Below are 19,946 nucleotides of genomic sequence, written 5' to 3'. Positions count from 1 at the left end.
CTCTCACTCCATCGCGATCAGCGCGCCGGCGCCGATCAGGGTCAGAACCGGCCCGATGGGGTCGGTGTCATCCCCTAGTTCGCTGGCGAGTGCGAGAAGGTTACCGATGGTGGTGGTGCGTTGACATTTTTCGGCACATTGGAGCGTGCGTGCGTCAATGGCGAGCAGCCGTACTTCGGCCTCCGGGCGAACAACCAAAATAGCACGTGGCATATCTGTTTCGCTAGCGAGATGCGCGAGCGAAGCCGTCAGCGGCGCGTGTAAAACGTGAAGGCGCGCGGCTGGGTGCAATTCGACAAGCAGGGCCAGTAAATCCGCTTCAGCCATCGCGCTCACCGCTTCGAGCGTCAGCGGCGTCCGATCTGCGGCATGATAGCTTTCCAGCCAGGCCCATTCGATTGTGGCAAGATCGCTGATAGCAGCGGGAATGTTTGAATTTTGAAGGAACGACGCAAAGTGACGGCCGATGTGAGCAAGGTCACTAGTTTTGGCGGGCGTTGTTTCGACAAAATCGCGGCACAGTGCATTAAAAGGCGTTTCGCCCATTTCGGCGCGGGTCAGCGGGAAGCTCTCTTCGAGTGCCGCAAGGCGGGCATGGCTGATCGTATTGGCATGAGCCTTCAGGCCCAGGATGATGCGCTCCGGCGTCCCGGCGAACAGCCTGGCATCCAGTGCATCCGGCCCTTCATTGACCGTCGCGATGAAATTGCGCTGGGCGTCAGCGAGCGACGGCATCGAGGATCGCCTGCGCCTTGTCCGCCTCGGCCATATAGGTCGCATAATCGGGGGTATTGGTATCCCATTCGATTAGCGTCGGTTTCGCACCATGTGTCGCGATGAAATCGAAATAATGCATCCAGGCAACATCGCCCACCGCACTGCCGTGATCGTCAATATAAAGCGGGCCGCTTTCGTGGATTTCGGTCGCATGGCCTGCAAGATGGATTTCACCAACCCACTCCGCCTCAATCTGCGAAAGCCATGCACGCGGATTTTCGCCCAGATTACCCGTTGTGACGACAATATTGTTGATGTCGAGAAGAAGTCCGCAACCCGTCCTCCCGATCAGTTGGGCGAGGAAATCGGTCTCCGACATTTCATTGTCGGCATAGGCCAGATAGCAGGAGGGGTTCTCGATCAGAATCGAACGGCCGAGCCGTTGCTGGACGCGGTCAACCTGTGTGACAAAATGATCGAGTGCTTCTTTGGTGTAGGGGACAGGCAATAGATCGGCATAGCGATCATGCGCGTTGCCGCTGAAGCTCAGATGGTCGGATACTATCGCTGGCTGATATCGTTCGCACAGTGCAGCCAGACGGTCGAGTTGGTCGTCGATCAGTCCGTCAGCCGTACCCAGCGACAAGCCGACCGAATGGAAACTGATCGGATATTGTTCTGCGACAGCGGCCAGCCAGCGATGCGGAGGGCCGCCATCGCAGAAATAGTTTTGCGGATGGACCTCGACCCAGGCGGGGCGACCCGGTTGGGTTTCTGCGTCGAGGACGGCATCATAATGTTGCGGCTTCAACCCGATCCCGGCTTTGGGGGGGAGGGCACCGGAATATCCGGGTTGCGCCGTCTGATTGGCCGTCATGTCCATCCGCAGACTTTAGCGCAGATCTCAGCTCTGCGGAACCGGCTTGGCATTGCCAGTCTTTGCACTGAGCGATCCGCCCATCTTCACGCAGCTGCCCTTGGTAACATATTTCCAGGCATTGCCCTGATAGTCGACAGTCGAGGTGCCGGCGCAGCTGGTGCCCGGGCCCGCGGCGCAATCATTCTTGGCTTTCAGGGCAACGCCGTAGCATTTTTCCTTGGCACCGGCGGCAGCAGTAGCGGGCGTTGCTGCAATTGCGGCAGCGGCGGAAAGAGCCGCAGCAGCGGCTGCGATTTTCAATACAGAAACGGTCATAATATCCTCCAGATAGGAATGTGTGTTCGGCCAGGGGGATGGTCCGGAAGCACGACGCAATGCCTGCTTCACAACGGGGTTCGCCAGCGATGCAGTAATAGTTACAGCTCTGTGCATTTTTTTGCGCGGCGGCGCTTGACCTGAGCGGGATAATCCCTATCTCGCCACCGTTAGCACTCAACATGAGTGAGTGCTAATAGTGATTCAGGCGTATGGGGAGTGCGCATTTCTGCCTCTCTTCCGCGTCATCAACCCAAAAAGGAAGGCATGGCATGAAATTTCGTCCGTTGCATGACCGCGTCCTCGTCCGTCGTGTCGAGGCAGAAGCAAAAACCGCTGGCGGGATCATCATCCCTGACAGCGCGCAAGAAAAGCCGCAAGAAGGCGAAATCGTCGCCGCTGGCGAAGGCGCCTATAACGAAGATGGCGAGCGCATTAAGCTCGACGTCAAAGTTGGCGACAAAATCCTGTTCGGCAAATGGTCGGGCACCGAAGTCAAGATCGACGGCGAAGACCTGCTGATCATGAAGGAATCGGACATTTTGGGAATCGTGGGCTGAACACTGGCCCGATAGGGGGGATATACCCTCTACTTTCTGAAGAATCCGCCATTTTTGAAGGAACATGAACATGGCTGCTAAAGACGTAAAATTCGGCCGCGACGCGCGTGAGCGCATCCTGCGCGGCGTAGATATCCTCGCCGACGCGGTGAAGGTAACCCTCGGCCCCAAGGGCCGCAATGTCGTTATCGACAAAAGCTTCGGCGCACCCCGCATCACCAAGGACGGCGTCACCGTCGCCAAGGAAATCGAACTGAAAGACAAGTTCGAAAATATGGGTGCCCAGATGATCCGCGAAGTTGCCTCAAAGGCAAATGACGCGGCAGGTGACGGCACCACCACTGCAACCGTGCTTGCCCAAGCCATTGTTCGCGAAGGCATGACCTCGGTTGCTGCCGGCATGAACCCGATGGATCTGAAGCGTGGTATCGATCTGGCGGTAAACACTGTCATCGCTGACCTGCAAAAACGGTCAAAGCCCGTCGCAGATTCGTCTGAAATTGCTCAGGTCGGTACGATTTCTGCCAATGGCGAAGCTGAAATCGGTGAGATGATTTCGAAAGCCATGGACAAAGTCGGCAAAGAAGGCGTCATCACCGTTGAGGAAGCCAAAGGCCGTGAAAGCGAACTCGACGTTGTTGAAGGCATGCAGTTTGACCGCGGTTATCTGTCGCCTTACTTCATCACCAACACCGAAAAAATGTCGGTTGAACTGGATAACCCCTACATCCTGATCCATGAAAAGAAGCTGTCGTCGCTGCAGTCGATGCTTCCGATTTTGGAAGCGGTTGTGCAATCGGGTCGTCCTCTGCTGATTATCGCAGAAGACATCGAAGGCGAAGCGCTGGCTACCCTCGTCGTCAACAAGCTGCGTGGCGGCCTGAAGATCGCTGCCGTTAAGGCCCCTGGCTTCGGCGATCGCCGTAAAGCGATGCTCGAAGATATCGCGATCCTGACTGCTGGTGAAATGGTCAGCGAAGATCTGGGCATCAAGCTTGAATCGGTCACTTTGGGTATGCTTGGTCAGGCCAAGCGCGTCACCATCGATAAAGACAACACTGTTATCGTCGATGGCGCTGGCGATGCCGATGCGATCAAGGGCCGCGTTGAAGCGATCCGTGCGCAGATCGAAACCACCACTTCCGACTATGACAAAGAAAAGCTGCAAGAACGTCTGGCGAAACTCGCTGGTGGTGTTGCCGTTATCAAGGTCGGTGGTTCGACCGAAGTCGAAGTGAAAGAACGCAAAGACCGCGTTGACGATGCGCTGCACGCAACCCGCGCAGCCGTTGAAGAAGGCATCGTCCCCGGTGGCGGTACCGCACTTCTTTATGCAACCAAAGCGTTGGAAGGCCTCAAGGGCGTAAATGACGACCAGACTCGCGGTATCGATATCGTGCGTAAGGCGATCATGGCACCTGTGCGTCAAATCGCGCAGAATGCCGGCTTTGACGGCGCGGTTGTCTCGGGCAATTTGCTTCGCGAAAATGACGAAACACAGGGCTTCAACGCATCGACCGATGTGTATGAAAATCTGGTTGCCGCTGGCGTTATCGATCCGACCAAGGTTGTCCGTACCGCGTTGCAAGACGCAGCATCGGTGGCTGGCCTGCTGATCACCACCGAAGCAGCGATCTCTGACGCTCCTGAAGACAAGGGCGCCGGTGGCGGAATGCCCGGCGGTATGGGTGGCATGGGCGGAATGGGCGGCATGGACTTCTAAGGTTCGCCGTTCAGTTCAGGCTGAAACACAGAGAGGCCGGTGGGGAAACTCGCTGGCCTTTTTGTTGAGTCGGATGGTGCAGTTGCGAGAAAAATCTAATCTCAACTTTCGAAATTGAGAAAAATGCGACCATAAATGCATAGTAATTAATAGAAAAAAATGCTCTCAGATTTCTGTTGCATTGCAAAATAAGAAGCGTATTTGCCGCCGCCCCACAACAGAGGTTTCCGGTCATGCATGATACGCATTCGGGTTCAGTTGATTCTCAAGACATTCACAAACATTCGCTCGCGGCCCTCACCATTGGCGCCATTGGGGTGGTTTTCGGTGATATCGGAACCAGCCCGCTATACGCCTTTCGAGAAGCGCTGCATCACTCGTCGACCAGCGGCATTCAGGAAGCGGCGATATTTGGCGTCCTCAGCCTCGCGCTCTGGTCGCTGATCCTCGTCGTCACGGTCAAATATGTAATCTTCCTGATGCGTGCCGACAATGACGGCGAAGGCGGTGTGCTTGCACTCTTGGCGCTTGCCGGTCGCGGCATTGGTGGGCGCAAAGGCGCGGTATTGGCGCTCGGTGCCGTGGGTGCTGCGCTGTTTTATGGCGACGCTATCATCACGCCTGCGCTCTCGGTTCTCTCGGCAGTTGAGGGCACGAAGACCATCCCCGGCATCGGCGAGAATATCTCCGAACAAGTCATCATCAATATCACGCTGGTGATCCTCATCGCGCTGTTTGCCATTCAATTTCGCGGAACGGCTGCCGTCTCCAAACTGTTCGGCCCGATCTGCGTCGTCTGGTTTCTGGCCATCGGCGGATTGGGCGCGATGCACATCTCGGATTACCCAAGCATTTTGGGCGCACTTTCGCCGCACCATGCCGTTTCTTTCCTCACCAGCAACGGGATGATCGGGCTGATCGTTCTTGGCTCTGTCTTTCTGACCGTTACCGGTGCCGAGGCGCTGACCGCGGACATGGGCCATTTCGGTCGTTTCCCTATTCGACTGGCCTGGTTTGCTTTGGTGTTCCCTGCACTGGCACTAAACTATTTTGGTCAGGGCGCCTTTGCCATGGCAGCGTTGCGTGAGGCACAGGCGGCAGGTATAGCGTTGGAAACGCGCGACTGGTTCTTCCTGATGTCGCCGGAATTTCTGCGCGTCCCGCTCATCATTCTGGCGGGGCTTGCAACGATTATCGCGAGCCAAGCCGTAATCACCGGCGCCTATTCGTTGACCCAGCAAGCCATTCAGCTTGGGCTGCTTCCGCGCATGAAAATTGTTCAAACGTCGCCGGGCAGCTCTGGTCAAATTTACATTCCGGCGATCAACTGGATGCTCTTGCTGGGCGTTTGGCTGCTGGTCGTGCAGTTCCGCAATTCGTCGTCCATGGCCTCGGCTTATGGCATTGCGGTAACTGGCACGATGGTCGTTACGACGTGCCTCGCCTTTGTCGTGGTGCACAAGCTTTGGAAATGGAGTCTCGCAAAGTCGCTGCTGGTGATTGTTCCGTTCCTGACGATCGACTTTATCTTCTTCGGTGCCAATATCCTCCGTGTTGTTGATGGCGGTTGGGTACCTTTGGCGGTCGGTGCATTCATCTGCCTGATCATCTGGATCTGGGTGCGCGGCAAGCGTGTAATCGACGAAAAAGAGAATGAAGGGACGATGACGCTGGCCGAACTCGCCGCAACGCTGGCCAAGCGCCCGCCGTCGCGGGTTGATGGGACAGCTGTTTATCTCTCAGCCAATCCGGACGGCGTGCCGGGTACAATCCTGCACAATCTGAAACACAATCGTGTACTGCACGCCCGCAATCTGGTGCTGACGGTTCGCACGTCGGGCGTGCCGCATGTGCCAGCCGACCAGCGCGCGGAATATACAATCGTGAACGAAGACTTCGCGCGCGTGATCCTTCGCTATGGATTCATGGATACGCCTGATGTGCCGAATGATCTGGCGGCCGCAATCCCCAAAGGCATGGACAAGCTTAACCCGATGACGACAAGCTATTTTGTCGGGCGCAACGTGCTGTCGGCATCAAAGGACGAAGGTTTGCCCATCTGGCAGGATATGATCCTCATTTTCCTGCAGCGAAATGCCTATAATCCCGCGGAATTTTTTCAGATTCCCTCGAACCGGATTGTTGCACTAGGCGCGCAACTGGTGGTTTGAGTGCAAGGCCGGAGGGGAAACTCTCCGGCCCTTTTTGTTGGTATTTGGAACTATAGCCCTTACATCATCTGCGATGGCAAAACGCATTTCAGTTCTGGCAGCGATATGCGCACTGATGATTGCGTTGCATATATTGAACCTCGCGCTGGGTGGCGCATTGCTTAGCTTTGGTATCGACCCGCGGAATGCGGAAAGTGCTTACACTATTTTCACTGCCCCATGGCTGCATGCGGACTTCGGCCATCTTTTTGGAAATCTCGCTTCCTTCATCGTGCTTGCGGCGATTTGTCTGCTCAATGGAATCCGCTATTTTCTAAAAGCCAGTCTGCTGATCATTATGATCACCGGCGCGCTCGTCTGGTTGCTGGCACGCGATAACATCCATATTGGCGCAAGCGGCTGGATCTTCGGGCTTTGGAGTCTTGTCATCGCGCTGGCCTGGTTTGATCGCAGCTGGCGGAACATAGCTATCAGTTTGGCGGTGACATTCTTCTACGGCGGCATGGTCTTTGGCGTGCTGCCGGTCGATAGCTATATTTCCTTTGAATCGCATCTGTTCGGCGCGCTGTCGGGCGTGATTGCAGCCGCCCTGTTATCCAAAGAACCCCGTCAGCTTGCGTCTTCCGTGCAAAACACTGGCGAACTGAAATTCTGGTCTTGATCGCATGTCCCGGCTGATCCTGTTCAACAAGCCCTATGGTGTGCTGTCGCAATTCACCGACCGTGGCAGCGACGGAGCGCGGGCGACGCTTTCGGATCACATCAAGGTGCCGTACGTCTATCCTGCAGGCAGGCTTGATCGCGATAGCGAAGGTCTATTGCTGCTGACCGACGATGGAAAACTGCAGGCGCGGATAACAGAACCGAAGTTCAAGATGCCCAAAACCTATCTGGTGCAGATCGAGGGCGACATTGACGATGCAGCACTTCGGCAGTTGCACAACGGCGTGCTGCTGAAGGACGGCCTGACCCTGCCTGCGGAGGCTGAGCACATCGATGAACCGCAACTATGGCCGCGCAATCCGCCTGTCCGCTTTCGCAAATCGGTGCCCGATTGCTGGATCAAGCTGACCATAAGTGAAGGGCGCAACCGGCAGGTGCGGCGGATGACTGCGGCGGTTGGGTTTCCCACACTTCGGCTGGTGCGCTGGTCGATAGGCGACTGGACAGTTGAGGGGCTTGCGCCGGGGGAATGGCGCAAAATCCAGGTTTAGTTTTTAGCCATCAAGTGCGTAGCCGACCGAGCGGATCGTGCGGATGGGATCGCCCTTGCCAGCAACTTCAATCGCGCTGCGCAGGCGGCGGATATGGACGTCGACGGTGCGCAATTCGATATCGCTATCATGCCCCCAAACCGCATCGAGCAGCTGGCTGCGCGACTGGGCCCTGCCGGGACGTTCCATGAAATGGCGGAGCAGACGGAATTCTGTGGGGCCCAGTGCAATTTGCGCGCCGTCACGCCTTACCCGCACTGCAATCGGATCAAGCTCAAGATCGCCCACCACGAGCGTGCTGCCGGTAACCGCAGGACGTGTCCTGCGCAGGACGGCCTCTACCCGCGCCCGCAGTTCACGCGGAGAGAAGGGTTTGGTGATATAGTCGTCAGCACCAGTTTCGAGGCCGCGAATTCGGTCTTCTTCTTCACCGCGCGCAGTCAGCATGATGATCGGGATTGCAGCGGTTTCCTTGCCGCGGCGAAGGCGCCGGCAAACTTCAATGCCGGGCAATTGCTCGATCATCCAGTCGAGGATGATAATGTCAGGTCCGAACTCCTGTGCTAGCAAGAGCGCTTCTTCGCCATCCGCAGTTTGCTGGACGGCAAATCCAGCGCTTTCAAAATTCCACGAAAGCAATTCGGCAAGCGCCGGTTCATCCTCGACAATCAGGATTTTTGGGGTCATTCGTCATCCTCGATGCGAACCTGGACTGTACGGTCGGTGAAATAGCTTCCGGTGGCCGCATAATAGACCATCTCGGCAACGTTGGTTGCATGGTCGCCGATCCGCTCCAGATTGCGGGCAACAAATAGTAAATGCGCAGCTGTGCTGATGGTGGCTGGATTTTCCATCATGTGCGACACCAGATTCCGGAAAAGACTGTTGTAGAAATTGTCTAGTTTCTCGTCGCGTGCAATCACTTCCATCGCCAGCTGGGAATCGCGCGCAGCATAAGCATTCAGCACATCTCGCACCATGCCTTGGGCGATATCTGCCATCGCAGGGATCAGTGTCAAAGGCTCGATCGAGCCTTTTGAATTCAATTCTTTCACACGCTTTGCGATGTTCTTGGCATAGTCTCCGATACGTTCGACGACACCGGATATTTTTAATGCGGCAATCACGTCCCGAAGATCATCGGCCATCGGCGCGCGTAGTGCGATGATGCGAATAGCGAGTTGGTCGACTTCTGCTTCCAGCGCGTCAAGCTTGGCATCCGCAGCAACCACCAGTTGAGCCTTGGCTTCGTCGCGGCGGCTGAGGGCGTCGACGGCATCTGCAATGGCGACCTCGGCTAAGCCGCCCATTTCGGCGATCAGGCCGCGCAGCTTGCTGATATCCTCGTCGAATGCTTTGACGGTATGGTTTTCTGCCATGTCGGGTCCTTATCCGTAACGACCGGTGATATAGTCTTTGGTGCGCTCTTCGCGCGGGTTGGTGAAGATGGTTGAGGTTTCGCCATATTCGACCATCGAACCCAGATGGAAAAAGGCGGTGCGCTGCGAGACGCGCGCTGCCTGTTGCATCGAGTGAGTCACGATTACGATGGCGTAACGGCCCTTCAGATCATCGATGAGCTCTTCGATACGAGCGGTGGCGATCGGGTCGAGCGCCGAGCAGGGCTCATCCATCAGGATGACTTCAGGACTAACAGCGATGGCACGCGCAATGCAGAGTCGTTGTTGCTGGCCGCCTGACAATGCTGTGCCCGCATCGTTCAAACGGTCCTTGACTTCGTCCCACAGGCCTGCGCGACGCAACGATTTTTCCACAATCGCGTCCATGTCTGCCTTGCTGGCGGCGAGTCCATGAATGCGTGGGCCGTATGCGACATTTTCATAGATCGACTTGGGGAAGGGGTTCGGTTTCTGGAAAACCATGCCGACGCGCGCGCGCAACTGCACCACGTCCATTCCGCTAGAGTAGATGTCTTCACCGTCGAGCTTGATTTCGCCATCAATGCGGCATCCGGCGATGGTGTCGTTCATACGGTTCAGCGTCCGCAGGAAAGTCGATTTGCCGCAACCCGACGGACCAATAAAGGCCGTCACATGCTCGGTCGCAATATCGATCGAGACGTCGCGGATCGCTTGCTTGTCGCCATAGAAGACATTGACGTCGCGCGCGGAAATTTTGAGCGTGGAGTTTTCTGACATGTTTTTACCAACGGGTCTCGAACTTGTTGCGGAGGTAGATGGCGACGCCGTTCATGGCGATCAGCACGAATAATAGCACAATAATCGCTGCAGATGTGTTCTGGACAAAGCCCTGATCGACTTCGTCCGACCACAGGAATATCTGCATCGGCAATACCGACGACGGATCGGTAACACTTCCCGGCGGAGTTGATACAAACGCACGCATGCCAATCATCAGCAGCGGCGCAGTTTCACCCAACGCACGTGCCATGCCGATAATTGTACCAGTCAATATGCCCGGCAGTGCCAGCGGCAGGACGTGGTGAAATACTGTCTGGACCTTGCTTGCTCCGACAGCGAGCGCCGCATCGCGGATCGACGGCGGAACCGCTTGAATGGCGTTGCGTCCGGAGATGACAATGACCGGCATTGTCATCAATGCCAAGGTCATCCCGCCCACCAGCGGTGAGGATCGGGGCAGTTGCAAAAACTGGATGAAAACGGCTAGACCCAGAAGCCCGAAGATGATTGAAGGGACCGCGGCCAGATTGTTGATTGATACCTCAATCCAATCGACCCACCGCGAACGCGGGGCAAATTCCTCAAGATATATAGCGGCCAACACGCCCATCGGGAAAGCTAGCGCCAGCGTTACCAGCATCGTCAATATGGAGCCCTTTACCGCACTCCACACGCCTGCGGTTGATGGATCGGTTGAATCCGATCCTGAGAGGAATGACCAGTCGATCCCGGAGATGCCGTTTTTAAGCATCGTGAACAGCAACACGGCCAGGAACAGCATCGACAAAACGATGGCAGCCAGGCCAAGCAGTTTGAAACGGCGCTCGGCGGCATAGCGCTTGTTGAGGCGTGCGGTCGCTTCGGGGGATTGCCAGTTACTCATAAGCCTCCCGGAAGCGCTTCACGACGCGCAGTGCGATGATGTTGAGGATGAGCGTGACGATGAACAGCACCAACCCGAGGGCGAACGCCGACAATGTGGTCGGATGGTCAAAGCTACCTTCGCCGGTCAGAAGGGCTGCGATCTGGTACGTTACCGTCGTCATGCGTTCGAAGGGATTGGCAGACAGATTGGCTGAAGCCCCAGCCGCCATGTAAACGATCATGGTTTCGCCAATCGCGCGGCTGATTGCCAGCATGATGCCCGCGACGATACCTGGTAACGCGGCCGGGATAAGAACCTTTTTGATCGTTTCCGAAGTGGTCGCACCCATGGCGAGTGACCCGTCGCGCATCGCCTGTGGAACGGCGGCGATGCTGTCGTCGGCCATCGATGAAACGAAAGGAATGATCATCACGCCCATCACCAGACCCGCGGCCAGCGCGCTTTCGGTCGATGCATTGGTGATGCCGATGGCATTGGCCAGATCGCGAATGAACGGGGCAGCGGTCAACGCTGCAAAATAGCCATAAACCACCGTCGGTATCCCGGCGAGGATTTCCAGCATTGGCTTCAAAATGCTGCGCGCGCGCGGGCTAGCATATTGCGTCAGATAGATTGCGCTCATCAATCCAAAGGGAATCGCAACAATCATAGCGATCACTGCACCGATGAAGAAAGTACCCCAAAAAAGCGGTACGGCTCCTAGATCGTCTCCCATGTCCGATGTCGGCGAGGACATTGTGTCGGGGGTCCAGTTGGTGCCGAACAGAAAATCGATTGGGCTAACCATCGAAAAGAAGCGCGCGGATTCAAATATCAGTGAGGCGATGATGCCGACTGTCGTGATAACGGCGACGAAGGAGGCGAGCAGCAATGCACCCAGTACGATCCGTTCGATTTTCGTGCGCGCGGGGAATCCGGCTTTGACCCGCGTATAACCGAAAGCCATGCCGGCAAATGCAGCCAACATCGAGAGTGCGGCGCCGATCCAGCCGAACTTGGTCTGTGCTGCAGCGATGGCTGGGGCCAGCTGCTGGGCTATTGGGCTAGAGGCAAACGCGTCAGGATTTTGAGCCAACGCAAAAGCTTCGTTCAAAATGGTGTTGCGTTCGAACTCGAAGGCCGGAAGTTGCGCCGCTGCAGGGTCCGCAAGGATTGCTCCATGAACCAGTCCCGGTGAAATTAGCGACCATAGCCATGCGATAATCAGTGCAGGAACAATCGCCCAGATTGCCGCATACACACCATAGTGGCTAGGCAATGCCAGTTTCAGCTTGCCCGAAACCGGCGCGAAATGCGCCGAACGTGCACGTGCGATGGCCCAGGCGATAGCGCCCAGGCCAAATACACAAATCAAAACAAAGGATATTGGCATTGCCCCCAGCTTTCCCGCTTATTTCAGGCCGCTGGCATCCATCAATGTCATTTTCGAGACAATGTCAGCATTTTTTGTGCGGACATCTTCGGGAGCGACAACCATACCCTTGGCTTTCAGATAGCCATCGGTACCCCATGCCTTCGCAAATTCGTTAAGGAACGGCGTAACCGACTTGATTGCCTTCACATGGGCCGCTTTTACGTAAAGGTAAAGTGGGCGTGCGCCTGGATAGGAGAAATCCGAAACGCTGGCATAAGTTGGCATGACGCCCGACATCGGAATGCCTTTGATTTTTGTCATGTTCTCTTCGAGGAAAGAGAAGCCGAAAATGCCGATAGCTTTCGGGTTGGCGGCGATCTTCTGCACGATCAGGTTGTCGTTTTCGCCCTGCTCGACATAGGCACCATCGGTGCGCACCTTGGTGCACAGATCCTTGTGTTTATCCTTGTCACTGTCTTTCAGCGCCTTCATGGCAGGGTCGGTTTCACAGCCCTTGGTCAGGATCAATTCGGCGAGCGCATCGCGGGTGCCCGAAGTCGACGGCGGGCCGTAAACGACGATGGGGATGGCTGGAAGCGCAGGATTTACATCGCTCCAGTTTTTCGCCGCCTGCGGCTTGCCGAACGGATTGGCGGCGAGCGCCTTATAGACGTCTTCGGGTGTCAGCTTCATTTCGGGGCCTGCGGTGGCTTCGGCAAAGGCGATACCGTCAAGACCGACCTGGACCTCTATGATGTCCTTTACTCCGTTTTTGACGCAATCTTCAAATTCTGACTTCTTAATTCGGCGCGAAGCCATTTCGATATCGGGGTGTTGGGCTCCCACACCGCCGCAGAACAACTTCATGCCTGCACCAGTGCCGGTCGATTCGATCACCGGTGACTTCATGTCGGGATTGGCTTTCGCAGTCGCTTCAGAAACTGCGGTTGCGAAAGGATATACGGTCGACGAGCCGACAACGCGCAGGAAGTCGCGATTTTCACTGCCACCCGAGCCGCTGCCGCCGCATGCTGAAACTGTAAGAGCAGTGGCAGACGCCATTGCGATAAGACCCCATTTACGCATTGCAAAACACCTTTCACTTTTGTGACTGGCCCGCCAAATGCGACAATCATGTTACAGTTTTGAGACTCGTGCTCAATTAACTCTGAGGAAGCATGATAGTCGCGGTTGTACCTTCACCTTGCCGGCTGCTTATGTCGAACCTTCCGCGGTGGCGTTCGACGATATGTTTGACGATTGCTAGACCAAGTCCTGTTCCGCCGGCCGCGCGGCTGCGTCCGGTGTCAGCGCGATAGAAGCGCTCGGTCAGTCTGGGCAAATGTTCGGGTGCGATGCCCTCGCCATGGTCGGTCACAGTCAATGTCAGCCAACCCCTGTCGCTCGATTCGAGCCGCACCTTTGTGCCGACATCGGATCGGCCATATTTCTCGGCATTATCTACAAGGTTGCGAACAACCTGCGCCAATTGCGCATGATCGCCCGTTGCAATCACCTTGTCGACATTGCTGCTGAATTCCACTTCGGATTCGCGCAAACGCTCGCCAATGACTTCCCTGCAAAGGCTGACCATTTCGACTTCGTCCGATGGCACCTCGTGGCGCACCGCCTCGATACGCGAAAGCGACATCAGGTCGGACACCAACGCCTGCATACGTGTTGCTTCGCGCTTGATGATGTCGAGAAAGCGCTGACGGGTTACTAAATCTTCGCCCGCCTTTGGGTCGGACAGCGTTTCGACATATCCCAATATCGCAGTCAACGGGGTGCGCAGTTCATGGCTCGCATTGGCGACAAAATCGGCATGCGCACGCGCTACGCTGACCTGCACCGATTTGTCCCTAAGCGAAATCAGACGGTTGTTGTTGGCAAGCGGACTGCACACCATTTCCCAGACGCTGCCGCGAACGGATAGGCCTGTGATCTGGGCTCGTCCCCCTTCTGGCGATTTGACCAGCTTGAGTGCTTCGGGATCGCGCAGGGCGATGCGGATATCCTGCCCCTCAATATGGCCGCCAAGCAAGGTTTTGGCCGCTGAATTGGCAAAGCTAATCCTATCCCCCTGAATCAGCACAATCGGGATCTCTATCAATGACAGCAGTTGGTTCGCAAATTCGTCCATAAATACATTCTAAGCGAAAGGGCGATTTCCTCAATCGGGAAGTTGTGCAACGCGGACACAGCGATTGACACGGACAACAGTGAATAATTCTGGGCATTTGAATGTTACCATATAATGACGGAAAGGTTACAACTAGATGACATCGCAAGAGGGCGATTCGCGCCCCGGAATTTTTAGCGTTCAGGGGGAAATATGTTCGCTTGGTTTCAAAAGCTGCTGCCGCGCACCGGCAATTTTTTCGAACAGTTTGAAGCGCATGGCAAAACGATTGTTGCCAGCTCGCAAGCGCTGGCCAAACTTGTGCGCGGTGGACCCGACATTGCCGTTCACATCAAGACTATCGAGGACGAAGAGCATAAGGCCGATGATATTATTCGCGATGTGCTGCAAGATGTCCGTCGCATATTCCTGACGCCATTTGATCGCGGATCTATTACGGCGTTGATTGGCGTGATGGACGATGCGGTCGACCAGATGCAACAGACTGCCGGTGCTGTTGAGCTTTATGACGTTTCGACTTTTACACCCGAGATGGTGGGGATGGCCGATATCATTGTTGAGGCGTCGACGATCATCGATCAGGCGCTTCCGCTGTTGCGCGACGTTACCGCAAATGCAAAGCCGCTGCATGAAATGACGGCACGCCTTGTCAAACTGGAAGGCGAAGCCGACAAGTTGAACTTTGACGGGCTACGCAACGCCTTCGTTGAACATGGCAAAACCGACCCGACTCAATTCGTTGTCGTCAACGAAATCTACCGCCACCTCGAAAAGGTCTGTGATAAGTTTGAAGATGTCGCGAACCAAATTGACGGCCTCGTGATCGACCACGCCTGATCTGGGAGGCACATATGGAAATCGCCTTTCCGCTGCTCGTCGGGCTGGTTATCCTTGCGCTGTTGTTCGATTTTCTGAACGGACTGCATGACGCCGCCAATTCGATTGCTACTATAGTTTCGACCAAGCTGTTGAAGCCGTTTCATGCGGTCATGTTTGCCGCCTTCTTCAATTTTGCGGCCTATTTCCTGACGCTCTACTTTCCCTGGTTGCATAAGGTCGCCGACACGATTGGCAAAGGCTTGATCGACAAGGATCTGGTGACACCAGCCGTTGTTTTCGGCGCTCTTTGCGGCGCGATGTTCTGGAACATACTGACCTGGGTAAAGGGAATTCCATCCTCATCGTCGCATGCCCTTGTCGGTGGATTGATTGGTTCAGGCGTGGCGGCAAATGGCTTTGGTGCTGTGCAATGGGCGGGCCTCAATAAGACTGTCCTGTTTATTTTCCTGTCGCCGACTTTAGGCATGATTTTGGCTATGCTGGTCATGCTCGTCAGTTCGTGGGCCCTGCGCAACGCAACTGCCAGCAAAGCCGAAGGCGGGATGAAGGTGATGCACATCCTGTCGTCCGCGGCCTATTCGCTCAGCCACGGGTTGAACGATGCTCAAAAAACAATGGGGATCATAGCAGTGCTGCTCTATTCGACTGGTTACATGCAGGGCGAATTTCATGTCCCGCACTGGGTGGCAATCAGCTGTTATGTCGCGATTGGCCTTGGCACAGCTTGTGGTGGCTGGAAGATAATCGAGACTATGGGGACAAAGATTACCCGGCTTTCGCAGCACCAGGGTTTCAGCGCGTCATTGGGAGGTTCGATCATGCTGTTCAGCGCCTCCGCGATGGGCATACCGGTGTCGACAACACACACGATTACGGGGGCTGTCATCGGCGCCGGGACCGCGCGGCGTGCGTCTGCGGTACGATGGGGAGTCGCCAGCAATTTGCTGACTGCATGGATATTGACGGTTCCAGCGTCGGCCGCCGTAGGGGCCAGTTTCTATCTACTGACCCGATTATTCTGAAATCAGCCGACGATGAAGCGCTTGAGGATCGAGTCAAGTACTGCTTCGTTGAGCAAATTGGTGAATGCGCAGCCAACTGCGCGCCCATTGTTCCAAATCAGCTCTGCCTGGATTGGTGAAAGCCCAGGAAGCGCGAGCCAGCAACGCGCGCCCGCTGGCATTCCGGTCAGGGCTTCGCATTGAAACCCTGCAATCGACAAATCGGTCACAACAACTGCGAAACCTGTGTTTCCCGATTGGCGCAGCAATGCCGGTATGCGAATCTTGATGCGCGGTGCGCAGCGATCTTCAAGAGCTGCGCTGTCGTAGCGAAGCGAAGTGGGGTCGATTGTGCTTGGTACAATCATTGACGGAAATCCTGCCAGTTGAACGCGCACATTGCGTGGTCAGGGTTAATGCGGGGCAACTAAGAATGGATAACAAAGACTAAACCAGCCAACATGCTGCTTTTCCCCGAATATTATTCGAAAAAATGACCGTGCTTGAAAATGCAGGACTTCGCTGCCATATGCGCTGCGGGAGTCGGATGGGCGCTGTCGTCGCCAACCCGGTCAGATCCTGACGGAAGCAGCCGTAACGATTTTTCGGCGGGTCATCCGGCTCCTATTTCCAGCAGGAACATATGCAGCTGTTTCGGCAATCGCTGAGCAATCGCCGAGTGTGTGGTCGAAATGGTATGATGCTGCATTCTTCTAGCTTGTCTTTATGCGTGCGAAATTTCGTCGGCATCAGAGAAGCGCGACATTCGGCTTGTCGCACCAACCGCTCTTACTATCGGCAGAAGAATGAATCTGCTAAAACCTGTTCATACACCAGCAAGGTTTGTCACAACAGGCAAATTGGCAGGGGCAGGTAGAAGGAGTAGTTCTCAATGCGTGTTGTTTTCCAAAAGACAGGACGCCTCGTCCTTGTTTCAGCGCTTGCAATTTCGGCGTCGGCTAGCTTGTCGGCGCAGCAGGACGCAACCGAGCCGAATATCGTAGTCAATGGTACGCCCATTCCCGACCCGGCAACAATGCCCAAGGGGCCGGAAATTAAGGGCATCATCTCTGCGCGCAACGATGACAGGATCAAGATCACGACTGCGGATGGCAACAGTACCGTCATCGCGATCAGTGAGGCGACCAAGATCAAGACGAGTAGCGGACTATTTGGCGGTAAGAGCAAGCTGGGAACAGCTGCTTTGCTCAACGGCTTGCCCGTAACTGTCAAGACGTTGCAGTGGAGCGAGGGTTTGCTGGCTAGCCACATCAGTTTCCGCAAAGGTGATTTCAAGACCGCCAATATGATCTACAATGGCACCGACCAGCGATTTGGTGAGCAGGCGGCCGCGACCGAGGCGCTGCGCGGACGCATGGGTGACATCGACAAATATAACATCAAGGGCACAACCAACGTCTATTTCGACACTGGAAAATGGGCGCTGTCTGCGCAGGCGAAGGATGAGCTTTGTGCAGCTGCAGCTCAGGCCGATTCAACCAGCAACGCTCTGCTGCTTGTTGTCGGCTATACCGACTCAGTCGGCAGCGAAGACTATAACCAGATGCTCAGTGAGCGCCGTGCGAACAGTGTCATCAACCATTTGCAACAGAAATGCCGCTGGGCTCCGTATCGCATGTTGACGCCGACCGGTATGGCTGAATCCGATCCAGTCGCGGATAACAGCACCGAAGAAGGCAAGGCGCAAAATCGCCGCGTTGCCGTCAATATCCTTGTCAGCAAAAGCGTCGACGGGATTTGACCTGGATGGGGTGGGCCCTACCCACCCCACCATTTTTGCTCAATCGTTACCCACAAAGTTAGGCCTTATGCTCAGGCAGGCACCCAATTGCCATGGAAGCCAGGCGGGATGCGGTGCGGAATATGCACGATCGCAATTGGCGGACCATCAAAATTCTGCGCATTCAGAATTACGAGGTCGGTGGTTTGTTCGGCTATGTTAACGACATAGCCCATCAGCCAACCGTCATCTTCCGCAGCCCCTCCGTCGCGTGGCACGAAGACAAACTCGCCGGGTATGAGACCCGCGCCGAAATCATGCACCTGCTTTCCCCCGGCCTCCAGATCATGCTTGAACAGTTTCGACTGGTTGGGAGAGGCTGCGTCGAACCCGTCAGGCAGAGCCATCGTATAGGCATAGCGATAGGATTTACCGATCCGGTTTTCGTTGGGCCGGGGGAATTCCTGCGACTCTTCGTCGATAACTTGACGTTCGACCCGTTTCTCGGCCGGATCGATGGTCCAGCGTTCGAGAGGCACGCGGGTTGAATCGGGGCCGGAGGCATCGGGACGGAACATCTGGTCATGGGCGCAGACGTCCAGAATGACATTTCCATCGTCGGTTTCATAGCCGTTGCACGGGTGGAAAACATAGCAGGGCTCGACATCGCACCAGATCGTGTCCTCTCCCTTGCCGTTGCGCGGCAACAGGCCGACCCGCGCTTTATGATCGGGGTTCCAGCGATAGGGAAAGGGATGTCCGGAAATCAGTGCTTTCATCGAGAAAGTGCAGGGCAGATCGAGGACGATGACATAGCTTTTAGTGATCATGCAGTCATGGATCATCGGGCCATGGACGACAGTAACGGGTTCCTCGCGGACAACCTTACCGCTTGCGTCAACGACAACATGCCAGATCGTGTCCTGCACATCGCCCTTGTAGCAAATCGCATGCATTTCGCCGCTGTCCGGATCAAGATGGGGGTGCGCCGAAAAGGCATAATGTAACGTGCCGCCAAAGGGATCGTGCGCGATCGTGTTGAGTTCTTCGTCAATGCGCACGGGGAAACCGCCAGCCTCGACAATCGCCCAAGTCTGCCCAGCGTGGCCAAGGACATTGGTATTGACGGTGTCAAATCGCTCGGCGCGCTTGCCGGGGGCGTTGGGCTCACCCAGCGCGGCGCTGACTGCATTCGAGCGAATCCAGCGATTGCGATACCAGAGCGCCTTACCGCCTTGAAGTCGCACGCCATGCACCATGCCGTCACCCATGAACCAGTGATAGGCGGCGGGGTTCGGGTTGATCGGATTAGGGCCGATGCGAATGTAGCGTCCGTCAAGTTCGACCGGGATCGCGCCCGTGACGCGTAAAGAGTCGAGTGAGAGTTCGGTGTCCATCGGCGCGTGAATGCCCGACAGATAGGGATTGGGCTCAGCCGGGGCTTTGCGGTGTTCGCGATTAAATTCCGCGACCTTCATCACGCCCTTGGTGACGGCTCCGCGAATGAGGGTTTCGACTGCGCTGGCCATATCTGTTCTCCTCTGTCTTGCTATTCGACTCGGCAATGTTTACGGCGATAACATGAGTGCTAATGATAACAGTGTCAACATTAAAAATGACAAGCGCGGCTACCATCATGGCGACTTGCGCTCGGCGCTTGTGCAGGCGGGGTTGGGACTGTTGAAAACCCGCAGCGCAGAAGATGTGAGCCTGCGCGAAATCGCGCGCATGGTGGGGGTCAGCGCGACAGCAGTTTACCGGCATTTTCCGGATAAAGCTGCGTTGCTCGGTGCGCTATGTGATGAGGGCGGGCGCGAACTCGGGCGGTTGCAGCTGGAGGCGATGCAAAGATCGGGCGGCGGCCGCGCTGGCTTCGATGCGGTGGGACGAGCCTATGTGCGTTTCGCGCTTGATAATCCGACGCTGTTCCGGATGATGATGACGACACGGCAGGCGGTCGATTTTCTCGACATGCCTGAGGGCCGTGACAACAGCGCGCTACAATTGTTGCGCGACAATATCGCCAGCCTCACCCCGGAAGGCGCTTCGCCGGAGCAGAGGCGGATCGCAGCCTTGCGTGCCTGGTCGATCGTCCATGGCTTGGCAATGCTGATGCTCGATAATCAGGTACCGACCAATGATGCGCTGATTGATGCGGTGATCGACAGCATGTCGGTGGGGATTGCTACCTGACGAATAAATAGCACAATGTGATGATTGTGCTTTGACATTCACATCA

General features: G+C 55.8%; 21 protein-coding genes and 1 other RNA gene. 10 read left to right on the top strand and 12 right to left on the bottom strand.

Features of this window, described 5'->3' with window-relative positions; translation table 11 throughout:
- Nucleotides 1-3 precede the first annotated feature (3 nt).
- Genes DXH95_RS10270 through DXH95_RS10260 form a run of 3 tightly spaced genes read right to left on the bottom strand, consistent with a single transcriptional unit; the run spans nt 4 to nt 1,912 of the window.
- Nucleotides 4-735, bottom strand: coding sequence for an HvfC/BufC N-terminal domain-containing protein (locus DXH95_RS10270; protein WP_181883632.1), 732 nt, complete (start codon nt 733-735; stop codon nt 4-6).
- On the bottom strand, nt 719-1,594 hold the full coding sequence (gene bufB, locus DXH95_RS10265; RefSeq protein WP_115549531.1) for an MNIO family bufferin maturase: 876 nt from the start codon (nt 1,592-1,594) through the stop codon (nt 719-721). Before bufB ends, DXH95_RS10270 begins: the two co-directional genes overlap by 17 nt.
- 27 nt (nt 1,595-1,621) lie before the next feature.
- On the bottom strand, nt 1,622-1,912 hold the full coding sequence (locus tag DXH95_RS10260) for a BufA1 family periplasmic bufferin-type metallophore (RefSeq protein WP_115549223.1): 291 nt from the start codon (nt 1,910-1,912) through the stop codon (nt 1,622-1,624).
- 272 nt (nt 1,913-2,184) lie between these two features.
- Here DXH95_RS10260 and groES point away from each other — a divergent pair, with 272 nt between their 5' ends.
- From groES to DXH95_RS10235, 5 genes are all read left to right on the top strand, one after another.
- Entirely contained in the window at nt 2,185-2,472 is a 288-nt protein-coding gene (groES, locus tag DXH95_RS10255; protein WP_115549222.1) for a co-chaperone GroES, read from the top strand.
- A gap of 70 nt (nt 2,473-2,542) precedes the next feature.
- Nucleotides 2,543-4,195 (top strand): chaperonin GroEL, encoded by a 1,653-nt coding sequence (gene groL, locus DXH95_RS10250; protein WP_115549530.1) that lies wholly within the window; start codon nt 2,543-2,545, stop codon nt 4,193-4,195.
- Nucleotides 4,196-4,428: 233 nt separating this feature from the next.
- Nucleotides 4,429-6,366, top strand: a complete 1,938-nt coding sequence (locus DXH95_RS10245; RefSeq protein WP_115549221.1) for a potassium transporter Kup — start codon at nt 4,429-4,431, stop codon at nt 6,364-6,366.
- Between the two features lie 73 nt (nt 6,367-6,439).
- On the top strand, nt 6,440-7,027 hold the full coding sequence (locus DXH95_RS10240; protein ID WP_115549220.1) for a rhomboid family intramembrane serine protease: 588 nt from the start codon (nt 6,440-6,442) through the stop codon (nt 7,025-7,027).
- 4 nt (nt 7,028-7,031) lie between these two features.
- Nucleotides 7,032-7,580, top strand: a complete 549-nt coding sequence (locus DXH95_RS10235) for an rRNA large subunit pseudouridine synthase E (RefSeq protein WP_115549219.1) — start codon at nt 7,032-7,034, stop codon at nt 7,578-7,580.
- Nucleotides 7,581-7,583: 3 nt separating this feature from the next.
- Here the strand turns inward: DXH95_RS10235 and phoB are convergent, their stop codons facing one another.
- The 7 genes from phoB to DXH95_RS10200 form a co-directional block, all read right to left on the bottom strand.
- Nucleotides 7,584-8,267: a phosphate regulon transcriptional regulator PhoB gene (gene phoB, locus DXH95_RS10230; RefSeq protein WP_115549218.1), complete on the bottom strand. Its 684-nt coding sequence runs from the start codon at nt 8,265-8,267 to the stop codon at nt 7,584-7,586.
- Nucleotides 8,264-8,959 carry a phosphate signaling complex protein PhoU gene (gene phoU, locus DXH95_RS10225; protein ID WP_115549217.1) on the bottom strand — a complete coding sequence of 232 codons (696 nt, stop codon included), beginning with the start codon at nt 8,957-8,959 and terminating at the stop codon, nt 8,264-8,266. Before phoU ends, phoB begins: the two co-directional genes overlap by 4 nt.
- A gap of 9 nt (nt 8,960-8,968) precedes the next feature.
- Nucleotides 8,969-9,739 carry a phosphate ABC transporter ATP-binding protein PstB gene (gene pstB / locus DXH95_RS10220; RefSeq protein WP_115549216.1) on the bottom strand — a complete coding sequence of 257 codons (771 nt, stop codon included), beginning with the start codon at nt 9,737-9,739 and terminating at the stop codon, nt 8,969-8,971.
- Nucleotides 9,740-9,743: 4 nt separating this feature from the next.
- Complete coding sequence (gene pstA, locus DXH95_RS10215) at nt 9,744-10,625, bottom strand: phosphate ABC transporter permease PstA (protein ID WP_115549215.1); 882 nt, start codon at nt 10,623-10,625, stop codon at nt 9,744-9,746.
- On the bottom strand, nt 10,618-12,000 hold the full coding sequence (pstC, locus tag DXH95_RS10210) for a phosphate ABC transporter permease subunit PstC (RefSeq protein WP_115549214.1): 1,383 nt from the start codon (nt 11,998-12,000) through the stop codon (nt 10,618-10,620). The genes pstA and pstC overlap by 8 nt, the downstream gene beginning before the upstream one ends.
- 18 nt (nt 12,001-12,018) lie before the next feature.
- The gene (locus DXH95_RS10205; protein ID WP_115549213.1) at nt 12,019-13,068 is read right to left on the bottom strand and encodes a substrate-binding domain-containing protein; all 1,050 of its coding nucleotides are present in this window, start codon (nt 13,066-13,068) and stop codon (nt 12,019-12,021) included.
- 76 nt (nt 13,069-13,144) lie between these two features.
- Nucleotides 13,145-14,125 carry a sensor histidine kinase gene (locus DXH95_RS10200; RefSeq protein WP_115549212.1) on the bottom strand — a complete coding sequence of 327 codons (981 nt, stop codon included), beginning with the start codon at nt 14,123-14,125 and terminating at the stop codon, nt 13,145-13,147.
- Between the two features lie 192 nt (nt 14,126-14,317).
- Between DXH95_RS10200 and DXH95_RS10195 the strand changes: the two genes are divergently transcribed.
- A complete protein-coding gene (locus tag DXH95_RS10195; protein ID WP_115549211.1) occupies nt 14,318-14,962 on the top strand; it encodes a DUF47 domain-containing protein in 645 nt (214 codons plus the stop codon).
- Nucleotides 14,963-14,976: 14 nt separating this feature from the next.
- Nucleotides 14,977-15,987, top strand: a complete 1,011-nt coding sequence (locus tag DXH95_RS10190; RefSeq protein ID WP_115549210.1) for an inorganic phosphate transporter — start codon at nt 14,977-14,979, stop codon at nt 15,985-15,987.
- 2 nt (nt 15,988-15,989) lie between these two features.
- Here the strand turns inward: DXH95_RS10190 and DXH95_RS10185 are convergent, their stop codons facing one another.
- Nucleotides 15,990-16,334 carry a PilZ domain-containing protein gene (locus DXH95_RS10185; RefSeq protein ID WP_115549209.1) on the bottom strand — a complete coding sequence of 115 codons (345 nt, stop codon included), beginning with the start codon at nt 16,332-16,334 and terminating at the stop codon, nt 15,990-15,992.
- A gap of 168 nt (nt 16,335-16,502) precedes the next feature.
- Here DXH95_RS10185 and ffs point away from each other — a divergent pair.
- Together ffs and DXH95_RS10175 are read left to right on the top strand one after the other, a co-directional pair.
- An RNA gene (ffs, locus tag DXH95_RS10180) (signal recognition particle sRNA small type) lies at nt 16,503-16,597 on the top strand.
- A gap of 261 nt (nt 16,598-16,858) precedes the next feature.
- Nucleotides 16,859-17,728 (top strand): OmpA family protein, encoded by an 870-nt coding sequence (locus tag DXH95_RS10175; protein WP_115549208.1) that lies wholly within the window; start codon nt 16,859-16,861, stop codon nt 17,726-17,728.
- Between the two features lie 71 nt (nt 17,729-17,799).
- On the opposite strand, the gene DXH95_RS10170 is transcribed toward DXH95_RS10175, so the two are convergent.
- Nucleotides 17,800-19,236, bottom strand: a complete 1,437-nt coding sequence (locus DXH95_RS10170) for an 8'-apo-carotenoid 13,14-cleaving dioxygenase (RefSeq protein ID WP_115549207.1) — start codon at nt 19,234-19,236, stop codon at nt 17,800-17,802.
- 52 nt (nt 19,237-19,288) lie between these two features.
- Here DXH95_RS10170 and DXH95_RS10165 point away from each other — a divergent pair, with 52 nt between their 5' ends.
- A complete protein-coding gene (locus DXH95_RS10165) occupies nt 19,289-19,900 on the top strand; it encodes a TetR/AcrR family transcriptional regulator (protein WP_181883631.1) in 612 nt (203 codons plus the stop codon).
- The last annotated feature ends 46 nt before the right edge of the window (nt 19,901-19,946 follow it).

This window comes from Sphingorhabdus pulchriflava (assembly GCF_003367235.1).
Lineage (GTDB): Bacteria > Pseudomonadota > Alphaproteobacteria > Sphingomonadales > Sphingomonadaceae > Sphingorhabdus_B > Sphingorhabdus_B pulchriflava.
This window is presented reverse-complemented; position numbering and strand designations above follow the sequence as displayed.

Bases quoted from the DNA above. Each gene is read 5' to 3' on its own strand.
- DXH95_RS10270 (WP_181883632.1), bottom strand. From the start codon at position 735: ATGCCGTCGCTCGCTGACGCCCAGCGCAATTTCATCGCGACGGTCAAT.
- bufB (WP_115549531.1), bottom strand. From the start codon at position 1,594: ATGACGGCCAATCAGACGGCGCAACCCGGATATTCCGGTGCCCTCCCC.
- DXH95_RS10260 (WP_115549223.1), bottom strand. From the start codon at position 1,912: ATGACCGTTTCTGTATTGAAAATCGCAGCCGCTGCTGCGGCTCTTTCC.
- groES (WP_115549222.1), top strand. From the start codon at position 2,185: ATGAAATTTCGTCCGTTGCATGACCGCGTCCTCGTCCGTCGTGTCGAG.
- groL (WP_115549530.1), top strand. From the start codon at position 2,543: ATGGCTGCTAAAGACGTAAAATTCGGCCGCGACGCGCGTGAGCGCATC.
- DXH95_RS10245 (WP_115549221.1), top strand. From the start codon at position 4,429: ATGCATGATACGCATTCGGGTTCAGTTGATTCTCAAGACATTCACAAA.
- DXH95_RS10240 (WP_115549220.1), top strand. From the start codon at position 6,440: ATGGCAAAACGCATTTCAGTTCTGGCAGCGATATGCGCACTGATGATT.
- DXH95_RS10235 (WP_115549219.1), top strand. From the start codon at position 7,032: ATGTCCCGGCTGATCCTGTTCAACAAGCCCTATGGTGTGCTGTCGCAA.
- phoB (WP_115549218.1), bottom strand. From the start codon at position 8,267: ATGACCCCAAAAATCCTGATTGTCGAGGATGAACCGGCGCTTGCCGAA.
- phoU (WP_115549217.1), bottom strand. From the start codon at position 8,959: ATGGCAGAAAACCATACCGTCAAAGCATTCGACGAGGATATCAGCAAG.
- pstB (WP_115549216.1), bottom strand. From the start codon at position 9,739: ATGTCAGAAAACTCCACGCTCAAAATTTCCGCGCGCGACGTCAATGTC.
- pstA (WP_115549215.1), bottom strand. From the start codon at position 10,625: ATGAGTAACTGGCAATCCCCCGAAGCGACCGCACGCCTCAACAAGCGC.
- pstC (WP_115549214.1), bottom strand. From the start codon at position 12,000: ATGCCAATATCCTTTGTTTTGATTTGTGTATTTGGCCTGGGCGCTATC.
- DXH95_RS10205 (WP_115549213.1), bottom strand. From the start codon at position 13,068: ATGCGTAAATGGGGTCTTATCGCAATGGCGTCTGCCACTGCTCTTACA.
- DXH95_RS10200 (WP_115549212.1), bottom strand. From the start codon at position 14,125: ATGGACGAATTTGCGAACCAACTGCTGTCATTGATAGAGATCCCGATT.
- DXH95_RS10195 (WP_115549211.1), top strand. From the start codon at position 14,318: ATGTTCGCTTGGTTTCAAAAGCTGCTGCCGCGCACCGGCAATTTTTTC.
- DXH95_RS10190 (WP_115549210.1), top strand. From the start codon at position 14,977: ATGGAAATCGCCTTTCCGCTGCTCGTCGGGCTGGTTATCCTTGCGCTG.
- DXH95_RS10185 (WP_115549209.1), bottom strand. From the start codon at position 16,334: ATGATTGTACCAAGCACAATCGACCCCACTTCGCTTCGCTACGACAGC.
- DXH95_RS10175 (WP_115549208.1), top strand. From the start codon at position 16,859: ATGCGTGTTGTTTTCCAAAAGACAGGACGCCTCGTCCTTGTTTCAGCG.
- DXH95_RS10170 (WP_115549207.1), bottom strand. From the start codon at position 19,236: ATGGCCAGCGCAGTCGAAACCCTCATTCGCGGAGCCGTCACCAAGGGC.
- DXH95_RS10165 (WP_181883631.1), top strand. From the start codon at position 19,289: ATGAGTGCTAATGATAACAGTGTCAACATTAAAAATGACAAGCGCGGC.